Genomic DNA, 26368 nt, shown 5'->3' with positions numbered 1-26368 from the left:
CCGTAATCGGGCAGCGTCCGGGATCGGTAGACTCGCCGCTGTGATGAGCGAGATCGAGATCGGCCGCAACAAGCGGGGACGACGCAGCTACAGCTTCGACGACGTGGCGGTGGTGCCCTCCCGCCGCACCCGCGACCCGGAGGACGTCTCCACCGCCTGGCAGGTGGACGCCTACCACTTCGACATCCCGATCTTCGCCGCCCCCATGGACTCCCTCATGTCCCCGGAGACCGCGATCGAGCTCGGGAAGCTCGGCGGCCTCGGCGTGCTGGACCTCGAGGGCCTGTGGACCCGCTACGAGGACCCCACCTCCCAGTTCGACCGGATCGCCACCGCCTCCGACGGCGAGGTCGTCGACGTGATGCGGAAGATCTACTCCGAGCCCGTCAAGCCCGAGCTGATCCGCGACCGCATCCAGCAGCTGCGCGACGCCGGCGTCACCGCCGCCGGATCCCTGTCTCCGCAGCGCACCCAGGAGCACTGGAAGAGCGTCGTGGACGCGGGCGTGGACCTGTTCTTCATCCGCGGCACCACCGTCTCGGCCGAGCACGTCTCCTCCGGCCGGGAGCCGCTGAACCTCAAGCGCTTCATCTACGAGCTCGACGTGCCGGTCATCGTGGGCGGCTGCGCGACCTACACCGCGGCCCTGCACCTCATGCGCACCGGCGCGGCCGGCGTCCTCGTCGGCTTCGGCGGCGGCGCCTCCCAGACCACCCAGGAGACCCTCGGCATCCAGGTCCCGCTCGCCAGCGCCGTCGCCGACGTCGCCGCCGCGCGCCGCGACTACATGGACGAGTCCGGCGGCCGCTACGTGCACGTCATCGCCGACGGCGGCCTCGGCCGCTCCGGCGACCTCGTCAAGGCCATCGCCTGCGGGGCCGACGGACTCATGGTCGGCGCAGCCCTCGCACGCGCCGAGGAGGCCCCCGGCCGCGGCCACCATTGGGGCTCCGAGGCGCACCACCCGACCCTCACCCGCGGCCACCGCGTACCGGTCGGGACCGTCGCCCCGCTCGAGCAGATCCTCTTCGGCCCGTCCATCGCGGCCGACGGCACCACGAACCTCGTCGGCGCGCTGCGCCACGCGATGGCGACCACCGGCTACCTGGACCTCAAGGAGTTCCAGCGGGTCGAGGTCGTCACCACCGTCTGAGGCGCGCCGCGATGAGCGACGGGACGAGCACGGCTCCGGGCAGCCGGGGGCCGCTCGCCCCGCCCGTGCGGGTGCTCCTGATCGGACTGGCCGGCGCGTTCGTGGTGTGGCTGCTGCTGCGCTACGGGCCGGCGGGCCCCGACAGGGGCGTGTCGGCGATGGTCTACCTCGAGCACGCCGTCGTGACCGGACTCGTCGTGCTCGGCGACCTCTCCGGGGCTGGGTTCCTCAGCAGACTCGGATGGACGGTCAGCGAGAACTTCGCCGGCCTCGTCACCGTCCTCCTCGTGCTCGTGATGGCCGTGCTCCCGTGGGCGGTCGCTCTTCGCAGCGATCGCGCGGCCGACAGGGCCTTCCCCGAGCGGGCGACCTCCGGTGCCGGTGCGCGCGGGTCGCGAGGGGCGACCTCCACGTCGTCGCGCCCGGTCACCTTCGTCGACGACGGCAGCGTGCGCGGCGGCGCGGACGATCCCGCCGGCACCGTGGTGCAGACCGTCGGACAGCTGCGCGCGATGGCGCGCGGAGCCGGGACCCCCTGGTACATCGACTACGAGACCGAGGGCGGGGCCCGCGCCTTCCTCGAGGTCCTGCGTGCCACGCAGAACGGCCCCTCCCAGGTACGCCGGGCGGGTGCTGAGACCCGGACCGCGCCGCCGGTCGCTGATCCCGTGATCCCGCCGACGGACCCCTCTCTGCAGGCGGCACCGGACGCGCACGCGGACGCGGCCTCGAGGTCCGAGGCGGGCCCAGATCACTCCGAGACGGGCCCAGAGCACTCCGAGTCGACCCCCGAGCCCACCGAGACAGCGCCGACCTCGACGTCGTCCTGGTCGGGCTCCGTCTACACCCCGACCATCCTCTACACCTCCCAGAGCATGGGCGGCAGGGACGAGGCGGCATCGACCTCCGATGCCGATCCCGCCGATGCCGATCCCGCCGACGGTGCGGAGGACGCACGATGAGCGCGACGCACGCCTCCTCCCGGGCCACCACCCCGCGCGGCCGTGGCATGGCCGGGACCATCCTTCGCCTGCTGATCGCTGCGGCGCTGGCCGCTGCGGTGCTCACCGTCATCCACCCCTGGGTGCTGCAGGCGGACCTGCTGCCGTACTCGCTCACATGGATGCTCCGCCCGGAGAGCGGCTTCTACACCCTCGCCATCGCCCTGTGGCTCCTTCTCGATGTCCCGGCCAGGCTGATCGGCTGGGCGCGGGGCAGCGTCCACCCGCGGCCGGGGGAGGGTGCCGCACAGGACTCGACGGCCGGCACAGCGTCGGTCTCGGGGTCGGACGTCGATCCGGAGGACCGCACCGCGAGACTCGCCATCCCCGGGCTTCCCTTCCGCGAGCTCGGCATCGAGCATCGTGTGGAGATGGCGCGCGCGCTCGACATCCCGTGGCGCGACGAGCTGATCCACGACCACCAGTCCTGGACGGTGGCATGCCTTGAGGCGGCGCAGCGCCGCCCCACCGATCCGCGTCGCTGAGCGCCGACGCACAGCGACTGGCACAATGTGACCCACTGCGCAGCAGTGCGCAGGGACCGCAGGGGATGACGGGGGAGAGGCATGGGGAGTTTCATCATCTTCGTCCTGGCGATCATCGCGATGTTCGCCGTGGCGATCATGCGCATGAACCAGGAGGACGACGGCCCCTACCCCGATCCGTTCTCGAAGGACTCCGCGACGAGGCCCTCTCGCACGAGCGGCGGTGCGAGTCCCGCGCGACGCCGGCCCGTCCCGCGCACCCCTGACGCCGCCCGCACCTCGGACACCGCCCGCACCCCGGCCGCGGCCCGTTCCCAGGACACCGCCCGCACCGCAGGGCTCGCCTCCGCCGCCTCTGCCCTCGCCGCCGCGGCGGCACGTGAAGCGGTCGAGGAGCGCAGCCCCGCCCCTGAGGCGCCGCAGCCCACTGACCTGTCCGCCCCCGAGAGCGCAGCTTCTGAGGGTGCAACGTCTGATGCCGAAGCACCTGAGGCTGCAGCTCACGAGGCTATGGACACTGAGGCTGCACCGGCCGAGTCGGCCGCGGAGCAGAGTCCCGTTGCCGGGACCTCCTCAGGCGCGTTCTACACCTCGTCGTCCTCGTACTACAGCGTCTACACCCCGACCTCCGTGTACCAGAGCGGCTCCTCGGTGCTGAAGGAGGACGAGGCGGAGGCCGACGAGGACGAGACGGGGGAGAGCACCCGATGAACATCCTGTTCGGCCTGGTCGGAATGATTCTCTCTGCCGTGGTCTCCATGGCGCCGAGCGCACACGATGGCAGGACAGGCACCTCCCTCCCGAGAAGGCGCCGGAGCCGTCTCTCCCCTTCATGGGCAGCAGCCCGCCGAGGAATCTTCCCCGGTCGAAGCGTGAGTACGACCCGGACGAGCCCCGCGTGCGCACCCTCGACGAGGCGCTGGACCTGGCCGACGACCGGCCGGCACCGCCTCGGCTGAAGTTCGCGGCCTTCGAGGACGACGACGAGGTCCAGACGGTGCCTGTCCCGGCCGACGAACCCGCGGCCGAGGAGTCTGCGTCTGAGCAGCCCGTCGCCGAGGAGCCCGTGGTCGAGGAGCCTGCGGCGGTGCAGTCCGTGGCCGAGGAGCCTGTGGTCGACGTCTTCGCCGTTGACGAGCCGGCCTTCCCGTCGGCCGACGACGAGCGCGCTGCTCCGCCCGCCGATGACGAGCCGTCCGTCCCGTCGGCCGTTGAGGACCCTGCCGACGCGCCGTCCCTCACCTCGGCCTCGAACTACAGCGTCTACACGACCACTTCCCTGCACGAGTCCGGCACCTCGATCCTCGACGACGAGGACGACGAGCGATGAACGTGCTGCTCAGTCTCCTGACCGAGATCGTGATATCGATCTTCGGGGCCTTCCTGCGGAAAGGCGGCACCCCAGACCCGCGCTCGCCCGCCCCGTCCGACGACCACCGCCCCGGGACTGACTGAGCCGCGCACCCGTCACGCGGCGCATTTGGCACACTGGACCCGATCGAACGGTGCAACGGTCCGCGGGGGCGGACGTCAGGGGGGTGAGCTCGATGCTCGTCAAGGTCCTTCCAGTGGTGGTGATCTTCCTGATCAAGATGGCCGGCGCCCTGTTCGAGTCCAGGGTCCGTGAACAGCAACGGGCGGAGTCCGAGAACCCCTTCGAGGGGAAGATCGACACCGACTCCGGCTCCTGGCACATCTCACGTCCCCCGCGCCGCGCCAGGACCTCGCGAGCGACGGAAACCCGCACGTGTCGGCCGCGCACGCCCGAGCGGGTGTCGGAGGCCGTCGACGAGCGGCTGGAGCAGACCGCGCCACGGACAGAGCTCGCCTCCACGGTGGGCGAGCAGGTGCCGCAGGAGTTCACCGAGCCCTCGGTCCCCGTTGCCGACGAGCAGTCCGTCGAGGATCTGCCCACCGAGGCGCCGGCGGTCGAGGAGCCCGCCTCCCCGGTCTCGTCGTACAGCGTCTACACCTCCACGTCGCTGTACCGGAGCGGCACCTCGGTGCTCGACGACGATGAGGAGGAGGGAGCGCGTTGAGCAGCATCGTCGACCTGCTGGGAGGGCTCCTGGAGGCCCTCACCTCCACGGGGAGGGGGAAGAGGCGGTTCGACGTGCGCCGCGGTGTGGAGGTCGAGCCGGGTCTCACCGCGTGGGGTCCCAGCATCCCTCGGGATCTCCCGCCCTCGCAGCGGAAGCACGACCCGCAGGAGCGCGTGCCCCGCACCCTCGACGAGGCGCTGGACAGGAAGGACGACCGCCCCGAGCCGCCGCGCATGCGGTTCGCCGCACTGCGGGACGTGGCGGATCCTGCACCGCCCTCGCCCGCTCCGGAGGCCGACGGGGAGACCGACCGCTGAGAGCGTCGGACTCCCGGAACGTACAAAACCCTCCCGCAGCTCACTGCGGGAGGGCCCTGTGCGTGTGCCGGGGTGCGGCGGAGGTCATTCCTCGGCGCGGGCGACCTCGAGGGCCTGCTGGGCGATGGCGAGCTCCTCGTCGGTGGGGACGATGAGCACGGTCACCGCGGACTCGGGCGCGGAGATGACGCGCACGCCCTTGACCCGCTCGGCGTTGCGCTCGGGATCCAGGACGATCCCGAAGCCCTCGAGCCCGGCGAGGGTGCGCTCGCGCACCTCCGGCACGTTCTCGCCGATCCCGGCGGTGAACGCGATCGCGTCGAGGCCGCCGAGCACGAAGGAGTAGGAGCCGACGTACTTGCGCAGGCGGTGCACGTACACCTGCATCGCCAGCTCGGCCTCCTCGTTGCCGTCGCGGATCGCGGCGGTGATGTCGCGGAAGTCGCTCATGCCGCACAGGCCCTGCATGCCCGAGCGCTTGTTCAGCAGCGTGTCGATCTGGTCGATGTCCATCCCGGCGCTGCGGGACAGGTGCGCGTACACCGACGGGTCGATGTCACCGGTGCGGGTGCCCATGACCAGACCCTCCAGCGGGGTCAGGCCCATGGAGGTGTCCACGGGGGTGCCGCCGCGCACCGCCGAGGCGGAGGCGCCGTTGCCCAGATGCAGCACGATCTGGCGCAGGTCGGAGGTGTCCTTGCCCTGCGCGGCGAAGTGCGCGGTGACCTGCTCGGAGACGTAGCGATGGCTGGTGCCGTGCGCGCCGTAGCGGCGGATGCGGTACTCGCTGGCCACGTCCTTGTTCAGGGCGTAGGTGCGGGCCGCCTCGGGCAGGGCGGTGAAGAAGGCGGTATCGAACACGGCCACGTGCGGGATGTCCGGGAACAGCTCGCGCGCCGCGTCGATGCCGTCGACCGCCGCGGGGTTGTGCAGCGGGGCGAGGGAGCCGAGATCGGAGATCTGGTCGCGCACGGCGGAGTCGATCAGCTTCGGGGCGGAGAACATCGCGCCGCCCTGGACCACGCGGTGGCCCACGGCGACCACGTTGGACTCCTCGAGCGACATGCCCGCGTCCTCGAACAGGGAGGTGACCACGTGCATCGCGGCGATGTGGTCCGGGACCGGGCCGGAGAACGGCTGGGAGACGTCCCCGGCCTCGAGGCGCGCCTCGCCCTGGTCCTGGCCGATCCGCTCCACGATCCCGGAGGCGAAGACCTCCTCCGCCACCGGGTCCAGCAGCTGGAACTTCAGGGAGGAGGAGCCGGAGTTCAGCACCAGCACGGTCGCGGCATCGGGGATGCCGGGCGCGTGTTCCGCCCCGTCGGAGGAGCCGGGGACGGGGGCGGAGGGGGAGGTCATGCGTTCTCCTTCTGATCGGTCGTGCCGGCGGACTCCGCATCGGCCGCCTGGGCCTGGATGGCGGTGATGACCACGGTGTTGATGATGTCGTCCACGAGCGCTCCGCGGGAGAGGTCGTTGACGGGCTTGTTCAGGCCCTGCAGGACCGGGCCGATCGCGATCGCCCCGGCCGAGCGCTGCACGGCCTTGTAGGTGTTGTTGCCGGTGTTCAGGTCCGGGAAGACGAACACCGTCGCACGGCCCGCGACCGAGGAGTCCGGCAGCTTGGTCTTGGCGACCGAGGCGTCCACAGCCGCGTCATACTGGATCGGGCCCTCGACGTCCAGGGACGAGTCGGTGCTGCGCACCAGCTCGGTCGCCTCGCGCACCTTGTCCACGTCCGCACCGGACCCGGAGGTACCGGTGGAGTAGGACAGCATCGCGATCCGCGGATCGACGCCGAACTGGGAGGCGGTCGCCGCGGACTGCACGGCGATGTCCGCGAGCTGCTCGGCGGTGGGGTCGGGGTTCACGGCGCAGTCGCCGTAGACCAGCACCCGGTCCTCGAGCGCCATGAGGAAGACCGAGGAGACGATCTTCGCGCCCGGCTTGGTCTTGATGATCTCGAAGGACGGGCGGATGGTGTGGGCGGTCGAGTGGATCGCCCCGGAGACCATGCCGTCGGCCTCACCCGTCTGCACCATCATCGTGCCGAAGTAGGAGACGTCCTGGACCTTCTCGCGAGCCTGCTCCAGGGTGACGCCCTTCTTGGCGCGCAGGCGCGCGTACTCCTCGGCGTACCGCTCCACGTACTCCGGATCCTGCGGGGAGACGACCCTCGCCTCGGAGATGTCGTGGCCGAGCTGGGAGGCCTTTGCGCGGATGGCCTTCTCGTCGCCCAGCAGGATCAGGTCGGCCACGCCGCGGGCCAGGATCGACTCGGCCGCGGCGATGATGCGCGCCTCCTCGCCCTCGGGCAGCACGATGGTCTTCTTCGCCCCGCGGGCCCGGGCCAGCAGCTCGAACTCGAACATCATGGGGGTGACGACCTCGCTGCGGCTCACCTCCAGGGTGCCCAGCAGGTCCTGGGTGGGCAGGTGCTCGGCGACCGCACGGCGCGCCGCGTCCAGCTTCTGGGGGCTGGAGACGTTCAGCCGACCCCGCGAGCGGGCGATCCGCACGGCGGTGTCGAAGGTGGGCAGGTCCGAGGCGATGATCGGCAGGTCCTGCTGCACACCGGAGATCAGGCGGTTGACCTCCTCGGGCACCTGGTAGCCGCCGGTCAGCACGATCGAGGACAGCGACGGGAACGTGCCGGACTGCTGCGCCATCACCAGGCCCGGCAGCAGGTCGTAGCGGTCGCCGGGTGCGATCACCGTGCAGTTCTCGGTCAGGCGCGAGAGCACGTTCGGCAGGCTCATCGCGGCGATGACGGTGCCCACGCTCACGCGGTCCAGCCACTCGGGGTTGCCCTGCAGGAGGGTGCCGTCCACGGCGTCCTTCAGCTCCTGCACGGTCGGCGCCATGATCACCGGGTTCTCGGGGATCGCGGCGACCAGCGGGCCGGGCACCTTCGCGGAGACGGCCTGGAGGATCGCCTCGAGCGAGGCGGCGTCGGCGCGGTTGATCACGACTGCGACCGGGAGGGCGTGGTGCCCGCCGAACTCGCCGACAGCCACGGCCGCGAGCGCCGCGATCTGGTCGGGGCTGCGGTCCAGGCCCGAGAGCACCACCACCACGGGCGCGCCCATGTTCGCGGCGACCTCGGCGTTGAACGCGAGCTCGGTGGGGTTGGCGAGGTCGTCGTAGTCCGAGCCGAGCACCACCAGCACGCCGTAGCGCTCGGCGAGCTCGCGGTGGCGGGCGAGGATCCGCTCGTGCGCGGCGGCCGGGTCGGACAGCACCAGCTGGTAGTCCACCCCGATCGCGTCCTCGTAGGCCTGGTCGACGGCGGGGTGGCTGGTCAGGAGATCGACGGCGTAGTCACGCGCGTCGGCGGACTTCACGACAGGGCGGTACACCCCGACGCTGTCGGAACGGGAGGCGAGGGCTTCGAGCAGACCGAAAGCCACCATCGACTTGCCGGTCATCCCCTCCGGGCTGGCGATATAGACACTCTGGGACACGCCCCCCAGCATAGGCGCGCGGCCTGCGCACGGCACGGGACCGGAGGCACCCGGTCCACCCCGGATCATCGGGTATCTCGGCCGACGGGGGGGGTGTCCCTATGTTCTGAGTCAAGCCGCAAGAGCGGCCGGCTCGGGGGTCGGGGTGGTGGTCGGGGGCTGGTAGTAGGTGCCGTCGCGGAGCATCGCGAAGATGACGTTGCAGCGGCGGCGGGCCAGGCAGATCACGGCGGCGTTGTGGCGCTTGCCCTCGGCGCGTTTGCGATCGTAGTAGGCCTTGGAGATCGGGTCCGAGTGAGAGGCGACCCAGGCGGAGTAGAACAGCGCGTTCTTCAACCGCTTGTTGCCTGAACGTGCGGGGAACTCTCCGCGGATCGAGGTGCCGGATCTTCGTGTGACCGGCGCGATTCCGGCATAGGCCGCGAGGTGGCCTGGGGTCTCAAACGCGGAGGCGTCGCCGATGGTCAGGAGGATCTGGGCGGCGGTCTTGATGCCGATCCCCGGCATGCTCATCAAGACCGAGGCGAGAGGGAAGTCCTCCAGCATGGTCTCGACCTCCCTCGCCACGGTCGCCCGCTGCTCCTTCAGCTCCTTCACCTGACCAGCGACTCTGGGAATCACGAGTTCCACTGCCGCGGTCGCTGGCACGATCACGGTCTGCTCACCCAGCGCGGTGAAGATCTGGTCGATCAGCACTTCGGGGTCACGGCGCGAATGGGCCCGAGCGAACCGTAGAACCCTGCTCCTGCCTGCACTCTTGAGCCCGGTCGGGCCGCCGAACTTCTCCAGCAGGTCCAGCACGAGCCCGGTCGAGAGGGTCCCGCCGACGAAGACTCGCTCGAGCGCGGGATGAATCTGCGTGAGCAGAGACCGGATCCGGTTCAGCGCCCGCGTGGTCTCGTGGGCGAGGTCCTCGTCGAACCCGGCGAGGACCTTCAGAGCGGAGAGGACGTCGCTGTCGCGGTCGACCTGTCGGAGGGTGTGGGGCATGGTCCGGGCCATGTCAGCGATGATGAACGCGTCCCGCGCGTCGGTCTTTGACCTGCCCGGATAGAGGTCTGCGGCCTTCCGCATCGCCAGGCCCGGCAGGTAGGCGACGGAGCAGCCGACCTCGCGGGCGACCGCGATCGGCAACGCTCCGATGGTGTTGGGCTGATCGACCACCATCAGCACTTCACCGTGGTTCTGCAGCTGGGTGAACAGCACGCGGAGCTCGGACTCGTCCTGCGGGAGAGGCTTGTCGAACAGCTTGTTCCCGGCGGGATCAAGCGCGCAGGCATGATGGCTGCTCTTCCCGACGTCGAGGCCGACGACGACCGCGAATCGTGTGTCCATGATGCTGTCCTTCCCTGGAGCATCATTGCTGGTCGCAGTCTTGACACCCGGTGCCGGCACCCACGTTACGAAGAGACCTCAGAAATGCTGGGCCGTGTCCCTATCAGCGGTCAACGCGTGTCTCTCGACCGGGCGGCAACACCCCCCGGACCATTGATGGCAGGGCAACAAAGCCATACCCGGCCGAGCGACCAGACCCCGTCCATCGGGGTGCTCACAAGGTAACGGGGTGCGTCCCTCGGCGACGTGAGCCACATCGCCGTCCAGGAGATCCCCGGGCGGTGCCGCCTACCATGGAGGCCATGCTCCGCGTCGCCCTCCGCCCCAAGTTCCTGGGGCTCCTCGCCCTGATGGTGGTGGCGACCATCGTGTGCGGACTGCTCGCCGGCTGGCAGTGGGACCGCGCGCACCGCGCCATCACCGACAAGGCCGCCGGGTCCGAGCAGCTCGGCGACATCCGCGGCGTGGTCGGCGTGGGTGACGCCGTGACAAACGAGATCGCCGGCGACACCGTCACCGCCGAGGGCCGCTACGTCCCCGGCGAGCAGGTGCTCGTCCCCGGCCGCGCCATCCAGGGGCACGAGGACGAGGAGGCCGTGATCATCGTGACCTCCTTCCTGGTCACCTTCGAGGACGGCACCGAGGCGCGCCTGCCCGTCGCCCGCGGCTGGGTGCCCGCCTCCGATCTCACCGGCGAGGACGGCACCCTGGACCCCGCCCTCGCCCCCGCCGCCCCCGAGGGGACGCAGACGATCTCCGGTCGGCTCGAGGCCTCCGAGGCCGCGACCGGCGGCGTCAGCGACGGGATCGCCGGCGAGATCGCGACCCCGCTGCTCGTGAACGAGTGGGGTGCCCCCATGTACTCCGGCTACCTCGCCCTGGACAGCGCCGAGGCGCCGCTGCAGGTCCTGCCCGCGGCGGAGTCCGAGTTCTCCCGCGGCCTGGACTGGCAGAACATCGGCTACTCCTTCCAGTGGGTCCTGTTCGGCGTGTTCTTCCTCTACCTGTGGTGGCGCTCCGTGCGCGCCAGCCATCTCGACGAGGTCGCCGAGCGGCGCGAGGCGCTCGAGCGCGCCTTCGCCGAGTCCACCGCCGCCGAGTCCACCGCCGCCGAGTCCACCGCCGCCGAGAACCCGTCGGCCGTTCCGGCCTCCACCCTCCCGACCACCGACAAGGACGTATGACCGTGCCCGCACCCCGCCCCCTCGACGAAGTCGCCGTCAGGACCTCCTTCGCCCGCTTCCGCGTGGCCTCCATCGTGGAGGGCATCGCACTGCTGGTCCTGGTGGGCATCATGGTGATGCGCTATGTCGTCTTCGGCGGCGACGCCTGGTTCGCCTCCACCTCCCCGTTCTGGGAGCAGGTCTCCTCGGTGTGGTCCCCGATCCACGGCCTGATCTACATGATCTACGTGATCCTCGGCTTCGACCTGTGGCTGAAGATGCGCTGGGGCCTGCCGCGCATGCTGCTGCTGATGTTCTTCGGCGTGATCCCGGTTCTGTCCTTCTTCGGCGAGCGCTGGACCCACCAGCAGGTCGAGAACGACCTCGCCCGCCGCCCCACCCTCCAGGACGAGGAGCGCGCCTGAGCGCTCGCGGACCCCGCGGAGCGCCCCGACGCCGGGCGTGAGCAGGCTCGCCCCGTGACCGGGCGGACCGAGGCGCCCCGCGCGCACCGGCCGACGTAGACTCGGCCGGGTGACCGACACCGACCAGCGCCCCGTCCTCGTCGTCGACTTCGGCGCCCAGTACGCACAGCTCATCGCTCGTCGCGTGCGTGAGGCCTCCGTCTACTCCGAGATCGTCCCGCACTCGATGCCCGCCGAGAAGATCCTGGCCAAGAAGCCGCTCGCGATCATCCTCTCCGGCGGCCCGAGCTCCGTCTACGCCGAGGGCGCCCCGCGCCTGGACCCGGCGCTGCTCGAGGCCGGCGTGCCCGTGCTCGGGCTCTGCTACGGCTTCCAGTCCATGGCCGCGGCGCTGGACGGCACCGTCGAGCCCACCGGCGTGCGCGAGTACGGCGCGACCCGGCTCGAGGTCATCGACGGCTCCTCCCAGCTGCTCGAGGGCCAGGACCTCGACCAGAACGTGTGGATGAGCCACGGCGACTCCGTCACCGCCGCCCCCACCGGCTTCGACGTCGTCGCCACCTCCGCCGGCAGCCCCGTCGCCGCCTTCGAGGACCGTGAGAAGCAGCTCTACGGCGTGCAGTGGCACCCCGAGGTGGGCCACTCCGACCGCGGCCAGGAGGTGCTGGAGAACTTCCTGCACCGCGGCGCGGGGCTCGAGCCCACCTGGACCACCGGCAACGTCATCGAGGAGCAGGTCGAGCGGATCCGCGCCCAGGTGGGCGAGGGCACCGCGATCTGCGGCCTCTCCGGCGGGGTCGACTCCGCCGTCGCCGCCGCCCTCGTGCAGCGCGCCATCGGCGACCGCCTCACCTGCGTGTACGTCGACCACGGCCTCATGCGCCAGGACGAGTCCGCACAGATCGAGAAGGCCTTCGGCGAGTCCACCGGCGGGGCGAAGCTCGTCATGGTCGACGCCGAGGAGCAGTTCCTCACCGCGCTCGCCGGGGTCACCGACCCCGAGCAGAAGCGCAAGATCATCGGCCGCGAATTCATCCGCGCCTTCGAGGGCGCCCAGGCGGACATCCTGCGCGAGCAAGGCGTCGTCGAGGGCGACCGCGCCGAAGCGACCGCGTTCCTGGTCCAGGGCACCCTGTACCCGGACGTGGTCGAGTCCGGCGGCGGCGAGGGCGCGGCGAACATCAAGAGCCACCACAACGTGGGCGGCCTGCCCGAGGACCTCTCCTTCGAACTGGTCGAGCCGCTGCGCACCCTGTTCAAGGACGAGGTCCGTGCCGTCGGCTCCGAGCTGGGCCTGCCCGACGAGATCGTGTGGCGCCAGCCCTTCCCGGGCCCCGGCCTCGGCATCCGCATCATCGGCGAGGTCACCAAGGAGCGCCTGGACATCCTGCGCCGCGCCGACGCGATCGCCCGTGCCGAGCTGACCGCCGCCGGCCTGGACCGCGACATATGGCAGTGCCCGGTGGTGCTCCTGGCCGACGTGCGCTCCGTGGGCGTCCAGGGCGACGGCCGCACCTACGGCCACCCGGTCGTCCTGCGCCCCGTCACAAGCGACGACGCCATGACCGCCGACTGGGCCAAGGTCCCCTACGACGTGCTCTCGCGCATCTCCACCCGCATCACCAACGAGGTCGCCGAGATCAACCGCGTCACCCTCGACGTCACCTCCAAGCCGCCGGGGACGATCGAGTGGGAGTGAGCGCGATCCCCTGATCGCGGTTCCGGGCCCCTCACCGGGCGGCCCGGGCAGAGAGTCCGATCCATGTCCCGATCACGCACCGTGATCCGGAACGGGATCGGACTCTCTGCGTCTCCGCCCGAGGGCCGCCGCCCCTCACCCCTGCGGCGGCTCGAGCAGGCGGGAGGGGTGCGAGGCGGCGGTGGAGTGCCAGGACTGGGTGCGTTCGTAGGTCTCCCAGCCCATCGCCCGGTAGATCCCGTCGGCCCCGGTGGGGGAGTCGTCGTCGACCTCGAGGTCCACGTGGGTGCGGCCCCGCTCGGCCGCGTCGCGCAGCGAGGCGCGCAGCAGGGACTTCGCGATCCCGTGGCCGCGGGCGCTGCGGTGCACGCCAAGGTACTCGAGGTACGTGCCCTCGCCGCGGGTCGGCGTGGCGGGCATGGGGGCGGCGACGAGCCCGCCGGCGGGCAGCCACTGGCCGTCGCGCTCGATCTCGGCGAGCCACCAGTGGTCCCAGGTCGCCTCCTCCGGGTTCTCGATGAGGCGCTGGGCGAACTCGGCGAAGGACTCTCGGTAGGAATTGAAGTGGTCGGCGAAGGACTCCTCGAGCATGCGGTGCACGCTGCGCACGTCCTGGGCGACCGGCAGACCGGAGGGGTGGCGGTGCACCTGGCGCACCCGGGTGCCCTCGCGCGGTGCGGGCAGGCTCGTCGCCTCGGCCGGATCGACGGGACGGCGCATGTGCAGCCAGGTGCGGACCATCTCGTAGCCGTTGCCGCCGAGCAGGGCGGCGCGGTCCGCATCCAGCTCGTTCGCGTCCGCGTTCAGCTGGGTGGTCTCCACGCCGCGGGCGCGGGCGAAGGAGCCGCCCACCTCCACGGCCCAGTCCAGCAGGGAGGTGGCGAGGGCGGTGCGGGCGGGGGCGTCGGGGCTGACCACGAACTGCACGTTGGTGCGGCCGGTCGCGCGGTCCTCGAGCGCGATCCACGCCAGCGGTGCTTCTTCGAGGGTGGGGGAGCCGTCCGCGGCGGCGGGGACCACGACCACCTGGCGGCGGGCCCAGGACTTCAGACCCACCATCCGCGAGCGCAGCGCGTCCTCGTCGGCCGAGGCGTCCGGGGTGTGGCGGCGCAGGGCGGCGGTCGCGAGCGCCGCGACCGGGACGACGTCGGACTCGAGCGGGATGCGGGTGGTCAGGCGCCCCGCGAGCTCTGCGGGCATGGTCGGCGGGAAGTGGTCGACGAGCAGCATCCGTCCATCTTTCCATGCACCCCCGGCGCGGCGCTGGGCACGGCCTGGGCGGGCGGGGCCCGTGGGAGGTCGGCCGACGGGATCCGGGGCGGAATGCGCAGCGGCCCCCGACGCCCGGTGAGGGGCGGTGGGGGCCGCGAGGGGAGGGCCGGTCGGGCCCGTCGGCCGACGGGCTCCCGGCCCCGCCGACGGAGCGCTCAGCGCTCGGCCGATTGTGCGCTCAGCGCTCGCCGGCGGTGACGGGCTCGCGCCCGTCGCGGGGCTCAGGTCCCTCCGTGTCCACGACCGGGATCGATCCGGTGCGGGGGTGCAGCTCGGCCGGCTCGGTGCCGGTCCCGCCGAGCTCGGCGGCGGCGTCCGCTCCGGGCTGGGTGGGCAGTTCGTCCTCGGACTCCAGGGTGTCGCGCAGCGGGACCTGCTTGATGAACAGCGAGATCACCAGCGCCACGATCACGAAGGGCAGGGCGGTGAGGAACACGTCGTGCATCGCCTCGCCCATGCCGGCCCGGATCGGGTCGACGAGGAACGCGGGCAGCTTCTCGAGGGCGGAGGGGTCGAGCACGGAGGCTTCGAGGCCCGAGGCGTCCAGGCCGCCGCCCTGCTGGAGCTGGGCGAGCTGGTCCTGCGGCAGGGCCGCGATCTGGTCCTGGATGGCGGTGGCCATGCGGGAGGTCATCACGGTGCCGAGCACCGCGGTGCCGATGGTGGAGCCGATGTTGCGGAAGAACTGGATGGCGGCGGTGGCGATGCCGAGCTCGCGCTTGCCCACCGCGTTCTGGACCACCAGCGTGTACACCTGCATCGCGAGGCCGAGGCCCAGGCCGATCACGATCATCGCGAGGGTCAGCTGCCACTGCGAGTCGCCGTACTGCAGGCGCGCCAGCAGCGCGTAGCCGGCCACCAGCACGAGGCCGCCGAGCACGAGGAAGGGCTTGTACCTGCCGGTGCGGGTGATGAGCAGGCCCACCACGATCGAGGTGAGGATCATCGCGACCGACAGCGGGATGAGGATCGCGCCGGAGTTGGTGGCCGAGACGCCCATGACGCCCTGCGCGTAGACGGGGATGTAGATGATCGCGCCGAACATGGCGACCGAGATCGCGAAGGATGCCGCGACGGACAGGGCCACGATCGGGCGGGCCAGCAGGCGCATCGGCAGCAGCGGCTCCTCGACGCGGGTCTCGATGATGACGAAGGCGATGAGGAACACCGCGGCCACGGCGTACATCCCGATGATGGTCGGGGAGTCCCAGGCGTAGGAGCTGCCGCCCCAGGTGGTCGCGAGCAGACCGATCACGAGGCCGGGGGTCAGGGTGAGCATGCCGGCGAAATCGACCTTGCCGTGCTGCGTGGAGACGGGCAGGTGCAGGTAGCGCAGGATGAACGCGAAGGCGACCACGCCGATGGGGAGGGTCAGGTAGAACAGCCAGCGCCAGCCGAAGTTGTCGGTGATGGAGCCGCCGATGAGCGGGCCGACCACGGAGGTGACGCCGAAGACGGCGCCCATGATGCCCTGGTACTTGCCGCGCTGACGGGGCGGGATGATGTCGCCGATGATCGTCTGGCTCAGCGGCATCAGGGTGCCCATGCCCAGGCCCTGCACGGCGCGGGCGAAGACCAGGAACCAGAAGCCCTGGGCGGCGCCGGCGAGGATGGAGCCGATCATGAAGACGGCGAGGCCGCCGAGGTAGAACCAGCGGCGCCCGTAGAGGTCGGAGAGCTTGCCGACGATCGGCACGGACACGGCGGAGACCAGCATCGCGGCGGTCGCGATCCAGCTGTAGTGCTCGACGCCGCCGAGCTCGGCGACGATGCGCGGCATGGCCGGGCCGACGATGGTCTGGGAGAGGGAGGCGACGAACATGCCGAGCATGAGCCCGACGAACACGAGCTTGCCCTGGCGGTCGAGGCCGGTGAAGGCGGAGGGATCCGAGGCGGCCGTTTCCGGCGCCCGGGTGGTGGATGCGGTCATGGTGTCCTCGGGGAGTGGAGCGATCGGTGGGAGACGGTCCCAGCACCCCGTCGGGCTGCGACCGCGTCACTCTACCCAACTGTTGCATTCACTGCACTATTGCACCGGGTGCAGATTTTGTGACATGCCGGACCTACGATGGGTGCCGTGACCGCGATGCACCCCTCCACCGACGACCCCGCAGGCGCCTCCTCCGGCGCCGCCGCCCCCGACCCCGCGGACGGGGAGCTGGGCCTGCGCGAGCAGAAGAAGCGCCACACCCGCATGGCCATGCACCGGGCGGCGCTCGAGCTCGTGGCCGAGCACGGCCTCTCCGGCGTCACCGCCCAGATGATCGCCCAGCGCGCCGGGGTCTCCACCCGTACCTTCTTCAACCACTGGCCCACCAAGGAGTCCGCGATCCTCGGGATCGTGGGCGACGAGGGACCGCGCGCGGTCGCCTCGCTGCGCGAGAAGCTCGGCCTCATGCCCGCGCAGGAGGCGCTCCAGTCCGTGATGCGCCAAGGGATCGCGAACATCCCCATGGACCCGGCGCTGCGGGAGCTGAAGAAGCAGGTCATGGCCAAGGAGCCGAGCCTGCAGCTGATCTCCACCGGCAACCTGCAGGACATGCAGGCCGAGCTCATCGAGGCGATCGAGGAGGCGCTGGACGGCGAGTACGCCCGCGACCTCGCGGTGATCGTGGTGCAGGTGGGCTTCGCCCTCACCCGCAGCGCCTTCGCGATCTCCATGCGCCGCGGCATCGACGTGGTGCGCGCCTTCGACCAGGTCGTCGCCCTCTACGAGGAGCGCGACCTCGACCTCTGAGCGGTCCCTCTCGGGTCCGGTCGACGGGGGCGCAGCGGCTGACGGGACTGCGCGGCCGACGGGGGTCGATCCGACGAGGCTCTGCGGCCGACGGGGTGTCAACGCACGAGGCGCCCGGTCCCGCCCGTCCAGCCCCGGCCGTCGGCCAGGCGCTCGGCCACCGCGGCCTCGAGCCGGGTGGTGCGCGGGAGCGCGGCGACGTCCACCGGCGGGCGCTTCCCGAACACGAAGAACAGCGCACCGTCGTCCATGCGCGTGCGCTCGGTGAGCTCCCAGCGCGCCGCGAAGCGGGCGAGGTTCGAGTCCTCCCCGGCGATCTCCGCGAGCTCCTCGCTCATCAGCCACGAATCGCACGTGAACACGTGCCCGATCCCGGGCGCCGCGGCCTCCCCGGACTCGTCGAGATCCGCGTAGTGCGCGGTGGCGTACGCGCTCGCCGCGGCGAGGGACTCCTCCACCTCTTCGGGGTCGAGGGGACCGGTCGCGGGGATGTGGGTGCCGAGCACCCACTGCCGTGAGGGCTCCTCGCGGTGCAGGTCGAACTGGAGCCGGCCGAGGTGCACGAGCCGACCCGCCCAGTTCCCGCTCACCCAGTTCAGCTGGTGCAGGCCGAACCGGCCGGTGCCCGCGCGGTGCACCCGCATCTGCTGACCGAGGTCCGCAAGGACGTGCCAGGACTGCTCCCTGGGCAGCCCGCGCTCGGCGTGCCAGGCGCGGACGGTGTCGGTCGAGACCAGCAGGGCGAGGATCGGGAGGAGCCCCTCGCCGGGGGCGAGGCGCTGCTGGAGCGCGTCGTGGCGGGCCTTGTCCGCCTCGAGGTCCACGGCCGGGACGTCCAGGCCGGCGGCCGCCCGCAGCCGGTTCGCGGTGGCGGTGATCTCGGCGAGCAGCTCGTCGTCCGCGGCGGCGGCGTCCACCAGCGGGCCGAGCTCCGCGGCGTCCTGCCCGGTGATCCCGAGCAGGTCCAGCAAGGCGGGGCGGGAACGGGCGGTGAGCATGACCCGCACCGCCGCGGTCTCGAGCTCGTCCTCGGCGCGGATCTCGCGGGGCGCGGGCGGGGCGGTCGGTGCAGGTGTGCTCATGGGCGACACGGTAGCCGCTGGACGACACGGCAGCGGCCGGTCCGGAGTGGGTGGGCTGCGTCACCCCCGGCTACGATCGGTCCGACCCGATCGCGAACGCGCCGGCGCACCCGGCGAGGAGGCCACGATGACCAGCCCGCAGCAGGATCCCGCCACGCCCGCCGAGCAGTCCGCCGCCGAGCAGCCCGCCGCCGAGGCGTCGGCCGCGCAGCCCGAGGCACAGACAGCCGAGGCGCCTGCCCCGTCGGCCGACGCTCCCGCCGCCCCGTCGGCCGAGGTGCCCGCCGCGCCCGAGGGCGATGCCCAGTCGGCCGACGCGCCTGCCGCCGACGCGCCTGCCGCCGAGCAGCCCGCCCCGTCGGACGCGCCCACCGCGCCGCCGGCGAGCTCGGAGGAGGCGGAGAGGATCCGAAGCGCCTACGCCTTCGAGGGCGGCCGCATCCACCTCGGCGCGATGCTCGACGGCGAGGAGCCGGATCCGAGCGTGCCGGTGAACCTCTCGGTGCAGATGCTGAACCGCCACGGCCTGATCGCCGGCGCCACCGGCACCGGCAAGACCCGCACCCTCCAGATCATCGCCGAGCAGGCCGCGCATGCCGGCGCCGCCGTGTTCGTCGCGGACATGAAGGGCGACCTCTCCGGCATCGCCGTGCCCGGCGCCGCCTCGGAGAAGCTCACCGCCCGCGCCGCCGCCCGCGGCCAGGAGTGGGTCTCCCGCGCCGCACCGACCGAGTTCTACACCCTCGGCGGGCAGGGCGAGGGCGTGCCGATCCGCACCACCGTCAGCGACTTCGGCCCGGTGCTGATGTCCAAGGTGCTCGAGCTGAACGCGACCCAGGAGTCCTCGCTCGGGCTGATCTTCCACTACGCCGATTCGCACGGCCTCGCGCTGCTGGACCTCAAGGACCTGCGCGCCCTGATCCAGTTCCTCACCTCGGACGAGGGCAAGAGCGAGCTCAAGGGCATCGGCGGGATCTCCTCGGCGACCGCGGGCGTGATCCTGCGCAGCCTCACTGCCTTCGAGTCCTCCGGGGCGGACGTCTTCTTCGGCGAGCCCGCCTTCGACGTGCAGCAGCTGCTGCGCACCAAGGACGGCGCCGGGTACATCTCCTGCCTCGAGCTGCCCGGCGTCGCGTCCCGCCCGGCGCTGTTCTCCACCTTCATGATGTGGATGCTCGCCGAGCTGTACCAGGACCTGCCCGAGGTCGGCGACCAGCCGGTCCCCAAGCTCGTGTTCTTCTTCGACGAGGCGCACCTGCTGTTCAAGGATGCGTCCAAGGCGTTCCTGGACCAGGTGGTGCAGACCGTGCGCCTGATCCGCTCCAAGGGCGTGGGCATCTTCTTCATCACCCAGACCCCGAAGGACATCCCCTCGGACGTCCTGGCCCAGCTGGGCAACCGCGTCCAGCACGCGCTGCGCGCCTTCACCCCGGACGATGCGAAGGCGCTGAAGGCCACCGCCAAGACCTTCCCGACCTCGGAGCACGATCTCGAGGAGGTCATCCCCGCGCTCGGCACCGGCGAGGCGATCGTGACCGTGATGAGCGAGGACGGCGCCCCCACGCCGGTGGCGATCACCGCGGTGCGCGCGCCGGAGTCCTCCATGGAGCCGGCCGGCGAGCAGGTCCTCAAGGACACCGCCGCCGCTTCCCCGCTCATGGCCGAGTACGGCACCCCGGTGGACAACGAGTCCGCCTACGAGATCCTCCAGAAGCGCGCCGCCGACGAGGCCGCCGCGGCGGAGGCCGAGGAGGAGAAGGCGGCGGCTCCGGCAGGGGAGAAGCAGTCCCCGGCCGAGAAGAAGCCTGCCGGGAGGAAGACCGCCGCGAAGAAGGACGAGGGGCTGATGGACAACCCGGCCGTGAAGTCCTTCCTGCGCTCGGCAGGCACAGTGCTGGGCCGCGAGATCAGCCGCTCCCTGTTCGGCATCCGCAAGCGCCGCTGAGCGCGGGCGGCGGCGCCTGCGGGGACGTCGACGGGCCCGTGACCACGATCGTGGTCACGGGCCCGTCGGTCCGAGAGGAGCGGGGGACCGCTCAGGTCCTGGCAGAAGTCACTTCTTGCCCTGGTTGGCGACGGCCTCGGCCGCGGCCTTCGCGGCGACCGGGTCGAGGTAGCGGCCGCCCTTCTCCACAGGGGCGAAGTTCTCGTCCAGCTCGTACACCAGCGGCTGGCCGGTGGGGATGTTCAGACCCGAGATCTCCTCGTCGGAGATGCCGTCGAGGTACTTCACGAGCGCACGCAGGGAGTTGCCGTGGGCGGCGATCAGCACGACCTTGTTCTCGGCGAGGTCGGGCTTGATGCCCTCCTCCCAGTACGGCAGGAAGCGGGCGACGACGTCCTTGAGGCACTCGGACTTGGGCAGCTGGTCGCCGAGGCCGGCGTACTGCGGGTCCTGGTCCTGGGAGAACTCGGTGCCGAACTCGATCTCGGGCGGCGGCACGTCGTAGGAGCGGCGCCAAGCCATGAACTGCTCCTCGCCGTACTTCTCGCGGATCTCGGTCTTGTTCATGCCCTGCAGCGCACCGTAGTGGCGCTCGTTCAGGCGCCAGTCGCGCTTGACGGGGATCCAGTGACGATCGGCGGCATCGAGCGCGAGGTTCGCGGTCATGATGGCGCGGCGCTGCAGCGAGGTGTGCACGACGTCCGGGAGGATCCCGGCCTCCTTCATCAGTGCACCGCCCGCGGCGGCCTCCTGACGGCCCTTCTCGGTGAGGGCCACGTCGACCCAGCCGGTGAACAGGTTCTTCGCGTTCCAGTCGCTCTCGCCGTGGCGGAGCAGCACGAGTGTGTAGGTCATGGGCGACAGACTACGCGGGGCCCGGCCGGCGTGCATGCCGTGGCCACCTTCGGCCATCCGCCATAGGGGCACAGTGCCTGCGGGTTACCAGCTTCCGGGCGGCGGGGCCGACGAAGGTCCCGTCCGGCTAGCGTCGGGGACATGACTGCTGAGCCCCGCGACACCGCCCCCGACCTCACCGACGTGCCGCTGGTGCTGCTGGACCTGGACGGCACCGTCGTCGAGTCCGGGCCCGGCATCCTCGACGCCCTCGAGCACGCCTTCGCCGCCTGCGGGGAGTCTCACCCCGGCGCGGAGCGGCTGCAGACCTTCATCGGCCCGCCGCTCGTGGACGCTTTCCAGGCGGAGCTGGGGATGACGCCGGAGCGCGCCGAGGCGATGCGTCAGGCCTACACCGAGAGCTACCTGAAGCGCGGCTACACGATGAGCTACCCCTACGAGGGCATGCCGGAGCTGATCCGGGCGCTGCGCGCCGAGGGCCGCACGGTGGCGGTCGCGACCAACAAGCCCGAGACCACGGCGAACATGGTCCTGGAGCATCAGGGTCTCTCCGGCGACCTCGACCTCATCGGGGGCACCGACCTGTCCGTGGGCCGCACCCACAAGGCCGCCGTGATTGGCAGCGTCCTCGAGCGCCTCGGCGGGATCCCCGAGGGCGGCGCGGTGATGGTGGGGGACCGGCTGCACGACGCCGACGGTGCGGCCGCCCACGGGCTCGCCGCCGTGCTGGTCGGGTGGGGCTACGGCGGGCCGACGGAGCGCGCCGCGGCGCTGCCCTTCGCCGAGACCGTCGCGGACCTCGGCCGGATGCTGCGCGGCTGAGCGAGGCGCTGCCGAGGGAGACGCCGGGGGAGCGGCCGCAGAGCTGAGCGCAGAGCTGAGCCCGTTGGTCAGGCCTCGAGCAGGATCGTCATCGGCCCGTCATTGGTGAGCCCCACCCGCATGAGGGCGCCGAAGCGTCCGGTCGCGACGGTGATGCCCCGCTCCCGCAGCGCGTCGACGACCTGGTCGACCAGCGGCTCGGCGACAGGGCCGGGTGCCGCACCGTTCCAGGAGGGGCGACGGCCCTTGCGCACGTCGGCATAGAGAGTGAACTGGGAGATCACGAGCACGCCCGTGCCGGTGTCGCTCACCGACCGCTCGCCCTCCAGGATCCGCAGCTCGGCGATCTTCCGGGCGATCGTGGCGACCTGCTCGGGTCCGTCGTCGTGGGTGACGCCCACTAGGGCCACCAGGCCCTCGCCGGTGATCTCGCCGACCACCTCCCCGTCCACCTCGACCCGGGCACCGTCGACTCTCTGGAGCACTGCACGCATGCTCCGATCGTGGCACAGAGGCAGGCGGTGGCGGGCGTCGGCCCGCGTCGAGGTCGCTGTCCTGAGCGGCGGCCGACGGTCGGCCGACGGGCGGGCTCTCAGTGGGGCTGGATCGAGGAGATCCGGCGCTCCTGGGTGGGGGAGTCGTCCCCGGGGGACCAGGACGATTCGCTGGTCGCCGGCAGGTCCTGCGAGGCCTGGGCAGGCTGCGGCGGGGCCTGCTGCTGCAGCGGTGCCTGCATCGCCTGCGGCTGCTGGGATGCGACGGGCGGCTGCGGCAGTGACTGCTGTGGCGGGATGGCCTGCGGAGGCTGCGCGGACTGGGACTGCGGCGGCGCGGAGTACGGCCCGGCGGACTGCGGCGGCGCGGGGTGCTGAGGTGCGGAGTGCTGAGGTGCCGAGGGCTGGGGCGCGGGCTGCTGGGGCGCGGGCTGCTGGGGTGCGGGCTGCTGGGGTGCTCCCTGCTGCGGCGCGTGCTGCTGGTGCGCGGACTGCGGCGGGGCCGAGTGCAGGGGACCTGCCTGGGATGGGGCGGAGCGCTGCGGCGGCGCGGACTGCTGCACGGGGGCGGAGGAGCCCGGCTGCGGGGCGATCGACGGCCGGGAGGGGGCGCGATAGCCGGCCGGGATCGCGTGCTGCCCGGTCGGCGCGGAGTGCTGGCCGGTCGGTGCGCCCATCGCCGGGACGGCGCGCACCCCCGTCGGCCCCTGCGTCGGCGGGATGTCCTGGACGGGCGGCGTGCCGGTGACCGGGCCGTTCTGCCCGACGCCGTTCTGCGAGGCACCGTTCAGCGCTGCAATGTTCTGCGTTGCGGCCTGCCGCTCGTGGCGGGCGCGCTCGGCGCGGCGCGCATGGGCGACCCACTCCTCGGCCACGCGCACGATCGCCTCGGTCGCCGCCTCCCAGGCCGCCTCCTGCTGGCGGTGCGGGCCGGTGGCGAGGGAGAGCACCACACCGGCCGAGCGCAGGGCCAGCTCGGTGGGATCCACTCGGTCCTCCAAGGCGGCGTGCCAGGTGCGGATCGCGTCCTCGACCCGCTCCTGCATGGCCCGGTCGATGCGACCGGCGTTGCCGTAGTCGGCCAGGACGCTGAGGTGGGCGAGCAGGCACGCGAGGTCATCGGCGCGGCGGCCGGGCCCCACGGTGTCGATGTCCAGCAGACCCACCACGCGCCCGTCCTGCACGAACACCTGGGCCTCGTAGAAGTCGCCGTGCACGACGTCGTGCGGGCGCATGTCCATGCGCTGCTCGAGCGCGGCCAGGCCCTCCCGGATCGCACGGACCAGCGAGTCCAGGCGCGGGCCGAGGGAGGGCACGGCGGAGGAGACGATCCCGGCGTAGAACTCCACCGAGTCCGTCCACGGGGGGCGCAGCGGCAGCGGGTACATCGAGGCGGGCAGGCGGTCCAGCAGCGCCACCAGGTCCTCGGCGCGGCACGCCTGGACGCCCTCGTCGATCACGGCCCGGGCGAGCGGCCGGCCCGGCAGCTCCCTCAGGACCACGAGACCCTGGTGGTGGGCGATCACCTCGGGCACCGGCACCCCGGCGGCGAGCAGCCGCTGGTGGCGGTCCACGATCTCGCCGCTGCGATGGGGCTGCATGACCTTGAGGTACACCGCGGTGTCGCCCTGCGAGGCACGCAGCACCGCGCGTCGGCCGGGACGGTAGGAGACCACGTCGATCGCGATCGGGGCCGACGGGTCCGGGCCGAGCGAGACGCCCAGGTCGTGCAGGGTGCGGCCCACGATGTCGGGGTAGCAGACCTGCGGCAGCATCGGCAGCCACGGGTCGTGGGGATAGCGCCACACGCGCACATTGATGTCGCCGTCGGTCATCACCAGCGTCTGCTCGGCGACGTAGAGGTTCTTCTCCCGCTCGCCGATGTGGGCGCTCGCCCCGAACAGCTCCTCGCGCGCCGGGGCCTGCGGCCCGTCCAGCTCGGGCCAGGACACCATGGTGCGGTAGAGCGCCTTGGTGCTGCGGCCGGGCCGGTGGTCGACGTGGTCGAGCTGCCAGCTGTGCAGCACGCCGCCGGAGTTCCCGACGGCGGAGCGGAGCAGGCCTCCGGCTCCGGGCCCGGTGAGCAGCTCCGAGCCGTCCTGCGTGTGTGACATGGGCGATTCACTCTGTTGTTCGGTCATCGGGCGCCTGCGCCTACGATGCTTGCATGGCTGATCGTACCGATAACCCCACCAGCAGGAATCTCCTCGGCATCCCCGAGACCCGCCTGCCCGACGACTTCGTGGACGTGCAGGTCGCCGAGGAGCTGGTGGAGGGGGAGCGGCACGACGTCGCCGCGCGCCACCTCGACTCCCCGCTCGCCTGGGCCACCCTCGCCGAGGACGCGCTGAGCGACGGCGACGAGGTCGCCGCCTACGCCTACGCCCGCACCGGCTACCACCGCGGCCTCGACGCGCTGCGCCGCAACGGCTGGCGCGGCCAGGGCCCGATCCCCGCCTCCCACGCCCCCAACCGAGGCTTCCTGCGGGCGCTGGCGATGCTGGGGGAGACCTCCCGCCGCCTCGGCGACCAGCCCGAGGCCGACCGCGTCACCGACTTCCTGCGCGAGGCGGACCCGACGCTGCTCGGCTGATCCCGTCGGCCGACTGGCCGACCCCGTCGGCAGGTCCCCGTCGGCCGCTCGCACCCGCCGAGCGCGCCGCCCGCGCGCGCCCCGCGCCCAGGCTCCGCCGAGGCGCGCGAGGCATGCTGGACCATGGTTGGTAGGATCCACGAGGTCCCACGACCAGTTCCCGTCCTCTCGCCCCAGGAGTCGCCATGCCCGCCGTCGTGATCGTCGGAGCCCAGTGGGGTGACGAGGGGAAGGGCAAGGCCACCGACCTGCTCGGAGAGCGCGTCGACTACGTCGTCAAGCCCAACGGAGGCAACAACGCCGGGCACACCGTGGTGGTCCACGGTGAGAAGTTCGAGCTGAAGCTCCTTCCCGCCGGCATCCTCTCCGCGCAGGTCACCCCCGTCATCGGCAACGGCGTGGTCGTGAACCTCGAGGCGCTGTTCGAGGAGATCGGCGTGCTCGAGGCACGCGGCGTGGACACCACCCGCCTGCGCATCAGCGCCAACGCCCACATCGTCGCGCCCTACCACCAGACCCTCGACAAGGTCTCCGAGCGGTTCCTGGGCAAGCGCGCCATCGGCACCACCGGCCGCGGCATCGGCCCGGCCTACATGGACAAGATCGGCCGCCTCGGCATCCGCGTCCAGGACCTCTACGACGCCTCGATCCTGCGCCAGAAGGTCGAGGGCGCGCTGCGCCAGAAGAACGAGCTGCTGGTCAAGCTCTACAACCGCCGCGCCGTCGAGATCGACGAGATCGTCGAGGGGCTGCTGTCCTACGCCGAGCGCCTCCGGCCCATGGTCGTGGACACCACCCTGCTGCTCAACGACGCCCTGGACCGCGGCGAGGTCGTGCTCATGGAGGGCGGTCAGGCCACCTACCTCGACGTCGACCACGGCACCTACCCCTTCGTCACCAGCTCGAACCCGACCGCCGGCGGCGCCTGCACCGGCACCGGCATCGGCCCCACCCGCGTGGACCGCGTGATCGGGATCGTGAAGGCGTACACCACTCGCGTGGGCGCAGGGCCGTTCCCCACCGAGCTCGAGGACAAGTGGGGCGAGTACCTCCAGAAGACCGGCGGCGAGGTGGGCGTGAACACCGGCCGCCCCCGCCGCTGCGGCTGGTACGACGCGCTGATGATCCGCCACGCCGTGCGGATCAACGGCTTCACCGACATCGTCCTGACCAAGCTCGACGTGCTCACCGGCATCGACGAGGTCCCGATCTGCACCGGCTACGACGTGGACGGCGTGATCCACCGCGAGATGCCGATGACCCAGACCGACTTCCACCACGCGGTGCCGGTCTACGAGACCCTGCCCGGCTGGACCGAGGACATCTCCACCGCCCGCACCGTCGAGGACCTGCCCGAGAACGCGCAGGCCTACGTGCGCCGCCTCGAGGAGCTCGCCGGCTGCCGCATCAGCGCCATCGGCGTGGGCCCCGACCGCGAGGACACCATCGCCGTCCACGACCTCCTGCCGGAGGCGACCGCCTGA

At 71.8% G+C, this 26368-nt stretch carries 25 protein-coding genes; 16 read left to right on the top strand and 9 right to left on the bottom strand.

Going from position 1 to position 26368, the window contains the following annotated elements:
* Positions 1 to 43 precede the first annotated feature (43 nt).
* The 8 genes from HNR70_RS10290 (at position 44) to HNR70_RS10260 (ending at position 4998) form a co-directional block, all read left to right on the top strand.
* A complete protein-coding gene (locus HNR70_RS10290; protein WP_184325578.1) occupies positions 44 to 1153 on the top strand; it encodes a GuaB3 family IMP dehydrogenase-related protein in 1110 nt (369 codons plus the stop codon).
* A gap of 11 nt (positions 1154 to 1164) precedes the next feature.
* A complete protein-coding gene (locus HNR70_RS10285; RefSeq protein WP_184325577.1) occupies positions 1165 to 2115 on the top strand; it encodes a hypothetical protein in 951 nt (316 codons plus the stop codon).
* Positions 2112 to 2639: a hypothetical protein gene (locus tag HNR70_RS10280; protein ID WP_184325576.1), complete on the top strand. Its 528-nt coding sequence runs from the start codon at positions 2112 to 2114 to the stop codon at positions 2637 to 2639. Before HNR70_RS10285 ends, HNR70_RS10280 begins: the two co-directional genes overlap by 4 nt.
* A gap of 81 nt (positions 2640 to 2720) precedes the next feature.
* On the top strand, positions 2721 to 3350 hold the full coding sequence (locus HNR70_RS10275; RefSeq protein ID WP_184325575.1) for a hypothetical protein: 630 nt from the start codon (positions 2721 to 2723) through the stop codon (positions 3348 to 3350).
* Positions 3351 to 3537: 187 nt separating this feature from the next.
* Positions 3538 to 3969 (top strand): hypothetical protein, encoded by a 432-nt coding sequence (locus tag HNR70_RS10270; protein ID WP_184325574.1) that lies wholly within the window; start codon positions 3538 to 3540, stop codon positions 3967 to 3969.
* A complete protein-coding gene (locus HNR70_RS16225; RefSeq protein WP_281383214.1) occupies positions 3966 to 4094 on the top strand; it encodes a hypothetical protein in 129 nt (42 codons plus the stop codon). The genes HNR70_RS10270 and HNR70_RS16225 overlap by 4 nt, the downstream gene beginning before the upstream one ends.
* 83 nt (positions 4095 to 4177) lie before the next feature.
* The gene (locus HNR70_RS10265; RefSeq protein ID WP_184325573.1) at positions 4178 to 4678 is read left to right on the top strand and encodes a hypothetical protein; all 501 of its coding nucleotides are present in this window, start codon (positions 4178 to 4180) and stop codon (positions 4676 to 4678) included.
* Entirely contained in the window at positions 4675 to 4998 is a 324-nt protein-coding gene (locus HNR70_RS10260) for a hypothetical protein (protein ID WP_184325572.1), read from the top strand. The genes HNR70_RS10265 and HNR70_RS10260 overlap by 4 nt, the downstream gene beginning before the upstream one ends.
* 84 nt (positions 4999 to 5082) lie before the next feature.
* Here HNR70_RS10260 and HNR70_RS10255 read toward each other — a convergent pair whose 3' ends face one another.
* The 3 genes from HNR70_RS10255 to HNR70_RS10245 all read right to left on the bottom strand — a co-directional run bounded on the left by HNR70_RS10255 (position 5083) and on the right by HNR70_RS10245 (position 9797).
* Positions 5083 to 6357: an acetate kinase gene (locus tag HNR70_RS10255; RefSeq protein WP_184325571.1), complete on the bottom strand. Its 1275-nt coding sequence runs from the start codon at positions 6355 to 6357 to the stop codon at positions 5083 to 5085.
* Positions 6354 to 8474, bottom strand: coding sequence for a phosphate acetyltransferase (pta, locus tag HNR70_RS10250; protein WP_184325570.1), 2121 nt, complete (start codon positions 8472 to 8474; stop codon positions 6354 to 6356). Before pta ends, HNR70_RS10255 begins: the two co-directional genes overlap by 4 nt.
* Positions 8475 to 8573: 99 nt before the next feature.
* Complete coding sequence (locus tag HNR70_RS10245) at positions 8574 to 9797, bottom strand: IS110 family RNA-guided transposase (RefSeq protein WP_184324529.1); 1224 nt, start codon at positions 9795 to 9797, stop codon at positions 8574 to 8576.
* Positions 9798 to 10099: 302 nt separating this feature from the next.
* Between HNR70_RS10245 and HNR70_RS10240 the strand changes: the two genes are divergently transcribed.
* The 3 genes from HNR70_RS10240 (at position 10100) to guaA (ending at position 13084) form a co-directional block, all read left to right on the top strand.
* The gene (locus tag HNR70_RS10240) at positions 10100 to 10981 is read left to right on the top strand and encodes an SURF1 family protein (protein ID WP_184325569.1); all 882 of its coding nucleotides are present in this window, start codon (positions 10100 to 10102) and stop codon (positions 10979 to 10981) included.
* Entirely contained in the window at positions 10978 to 11385 is a 408-nt protein-coding gene (locus HNR70_RS10235) for a DUF3817 domain-containing protein (protein ID WP_184325568.1), read from the top strand. Before HNR70_RS10240 ends, HNR70_RS10235 begins: the two co-directional genes overlap by 4 nt.
* Positions 11386 to 11494: 109 nt before the next feature.
* Entirely contained in the window at positions 11495 to 13084 is a 1590-nt protein-coding gene (gene guaA / locus HNR70_RS10230; protein ID WP_184325567.1) for a glutamine-hydrolyzing GMP synthase, read from the top strand.
* Positions 13085 to 13219: 135 nt separating this feature from the next.
* On the opposite strand, the gene HNR70_RS10225 is transcribed toward guaA, so the two are convergent.
* Together HNR70_RS10225 and HNR70_RS10220 are read right to left on the bottom strand one after the other, a co-directional pair.
* Positions 13220 to 14314, bottom strand: coding sequence for a GNAT family N-acetyltransferase (locus HNR70_RS10225; RefSeq protein ID WP_184325566.1), 1095 nt, complete (start codon positions 14312 to 14314; stop codon positions 13220 to 13222).
* Between the two features lie 220 nt (positions 14315 to 14534).
* Positions 14535 to 16286: an MDR family MFS transporter gene (locus HNR70_RS10220; RefSeq protein ID WP_184325565.1), complete on the bottom strand. Its 1752-nt coding sequence runs from the start codon at positions 16284 to 16286 to the stop codon at positions 14535 to 14537.
* A 156-nt stretch (positions 16287 to 16442) separates the two neighbouring features.
* Here HNR70_RS10220 and HNR70_RS10215 point away from each other — a divergent pair, with 156 nt between their 5' ends.
* Positions 16443 to 17093, top strand: a complete 651-nt coding sequence (locus HNR70_RS10215) for a TetR/AcrR family transcriptional regulator (protein WP_246375650.1) — start codon at positions 16443 to 16445, stop codon at positions 17091 to 17093.
* A gap of 98 nt (positions 17094 to 17191) precedes the next feature.
* Here the strand turns inward: HNR70_RS10215 and HNR70_RS10210 are convergent, their stop codons facing one another.
* Entirely contained in the window at positions 17192 to 18175 is a 984-nt protein-coding gene (locus HNR70_RS10210; RefSeq protein ID WP_184325563.1) for an acyltransferase domain-containing protein, read from the bottom strand.
* Between the two features lie 127 nt (positions 18176 to 18302).
* Between HNR70_RS10210 and HNR70_RS10205 the strand changes: the two genes are divergently transcribed.
* Entirely contained in the window at positions 18303 to 20120 is a 1818-nt protein-coding gene (locus tag HNR70_RS10205; RefSeq protein ID WP_184325562.1) for a helicase HerA-like domain-containing protein, read from the top strand.
* Positions 20121 to 20228: 108 nt separating this feature from the next.
* Here HNR70_RS10205 and HNR70_RS10200 read toward each other — a convergent pair whose 3' ends face one another.
* Positions 20229 to 20975, bottom strand: coding sequence for a phosphoglyceromutase (locus HNR70_RS10200; protein ID WP_184325561.1), 747 nt, complete (start codon positions 20973 to 20975; stop codon positions 20229 to 20231).
* A 141-nt stretch (positions 20976 to 21116) separates the two neighbouring features.
* Here HNR70_RS10200 and HNR70_RS10195 point away from each other — a divergent pair, with 141 nt between their 5' ends.
* Positions 21117 to 21797: an HAD hydrolase-like protein gene (locus HNR70_RS10195; protein WP_184325560.1), complete on the top strand. Its 681-nt coding sequence runs from the start codon at positions 21117 to 21119 to the stop codon at positions 21795 to 21797.
* A 68-nt stretch (positions 21798 to 21865) separates the two neighbouring features.
* Here HNR70_RS10195 and dtd read toward each other — a convergent pair whose 3' ends face one another.
* Together dtd and HNR70_RS10185 are read right to left on the bottom strand one after the other, a co-directional pair.
* The gene (gene dtd, locus HNR70_RS10190) at positions 21866 to 22291 is read right to left on the bottom strand and encodes a D-aminoacyl-tRNA deacylase (protein ID WP_184325559.1); all 426 of its coding nucleotides are present in this window, start codon (positions 22289 to 22291) and stop codon (positions 21866 to 21868) included.
* 98 nt (positions 22292 to 22389) lie between these two features.
* Positions 22390 to 24405, bottom strand: a complete 2016-nt coding sequence (locus HNR70_RS10185; RefSeq protein ID WP_184325558.1) for a phosphotransferase — start codon at positions 24403 to 24405, stop codon at positions 22390 to 22392.
* 53 nt (positions 24406 to 24458) lie between these two features.
* Between HNR70_RS10185 and HNR70_RS10180 the strand changes: the two genes are divergently transcribed.
* The gene (locus HNR70_RS10180) at positions 24459 to 24884 is read left to right on the top strand and encodes a DUF3151 domain-containing protein (protein ID WP_184325557.1); all 426 of its coding nucleotides are present in this window, start codon (positions 24459 to 24461) and stop codon (positions 24882 to 24884) included.
* A 185-nt stretch (positions 24885 to 25069) separates the two neighbouring features.
* Positions 25070 to 26368, top strand: a complete 1299-nt coding sequence (locus HNR70_RS10175) for an adenylosuccinate synthase (protein WP_184325556.1) — start codon at positions 25070 to 25072, stop codon at positions 26366 to 26368.

The organism is Brachybacterium aquaticum, assembly GCF_014204755.1.
Taxonomy (GTDB): domain Bacteria; phylum Actinomycetota; class Actinomycetes; order Actinomycetales; family Dermabacteraceae; genus Brachybacterium; species Brachybacterium aquaticum.
This window is presented reverse-complemented; position numbering and strand designations above follow the sequence as displayed.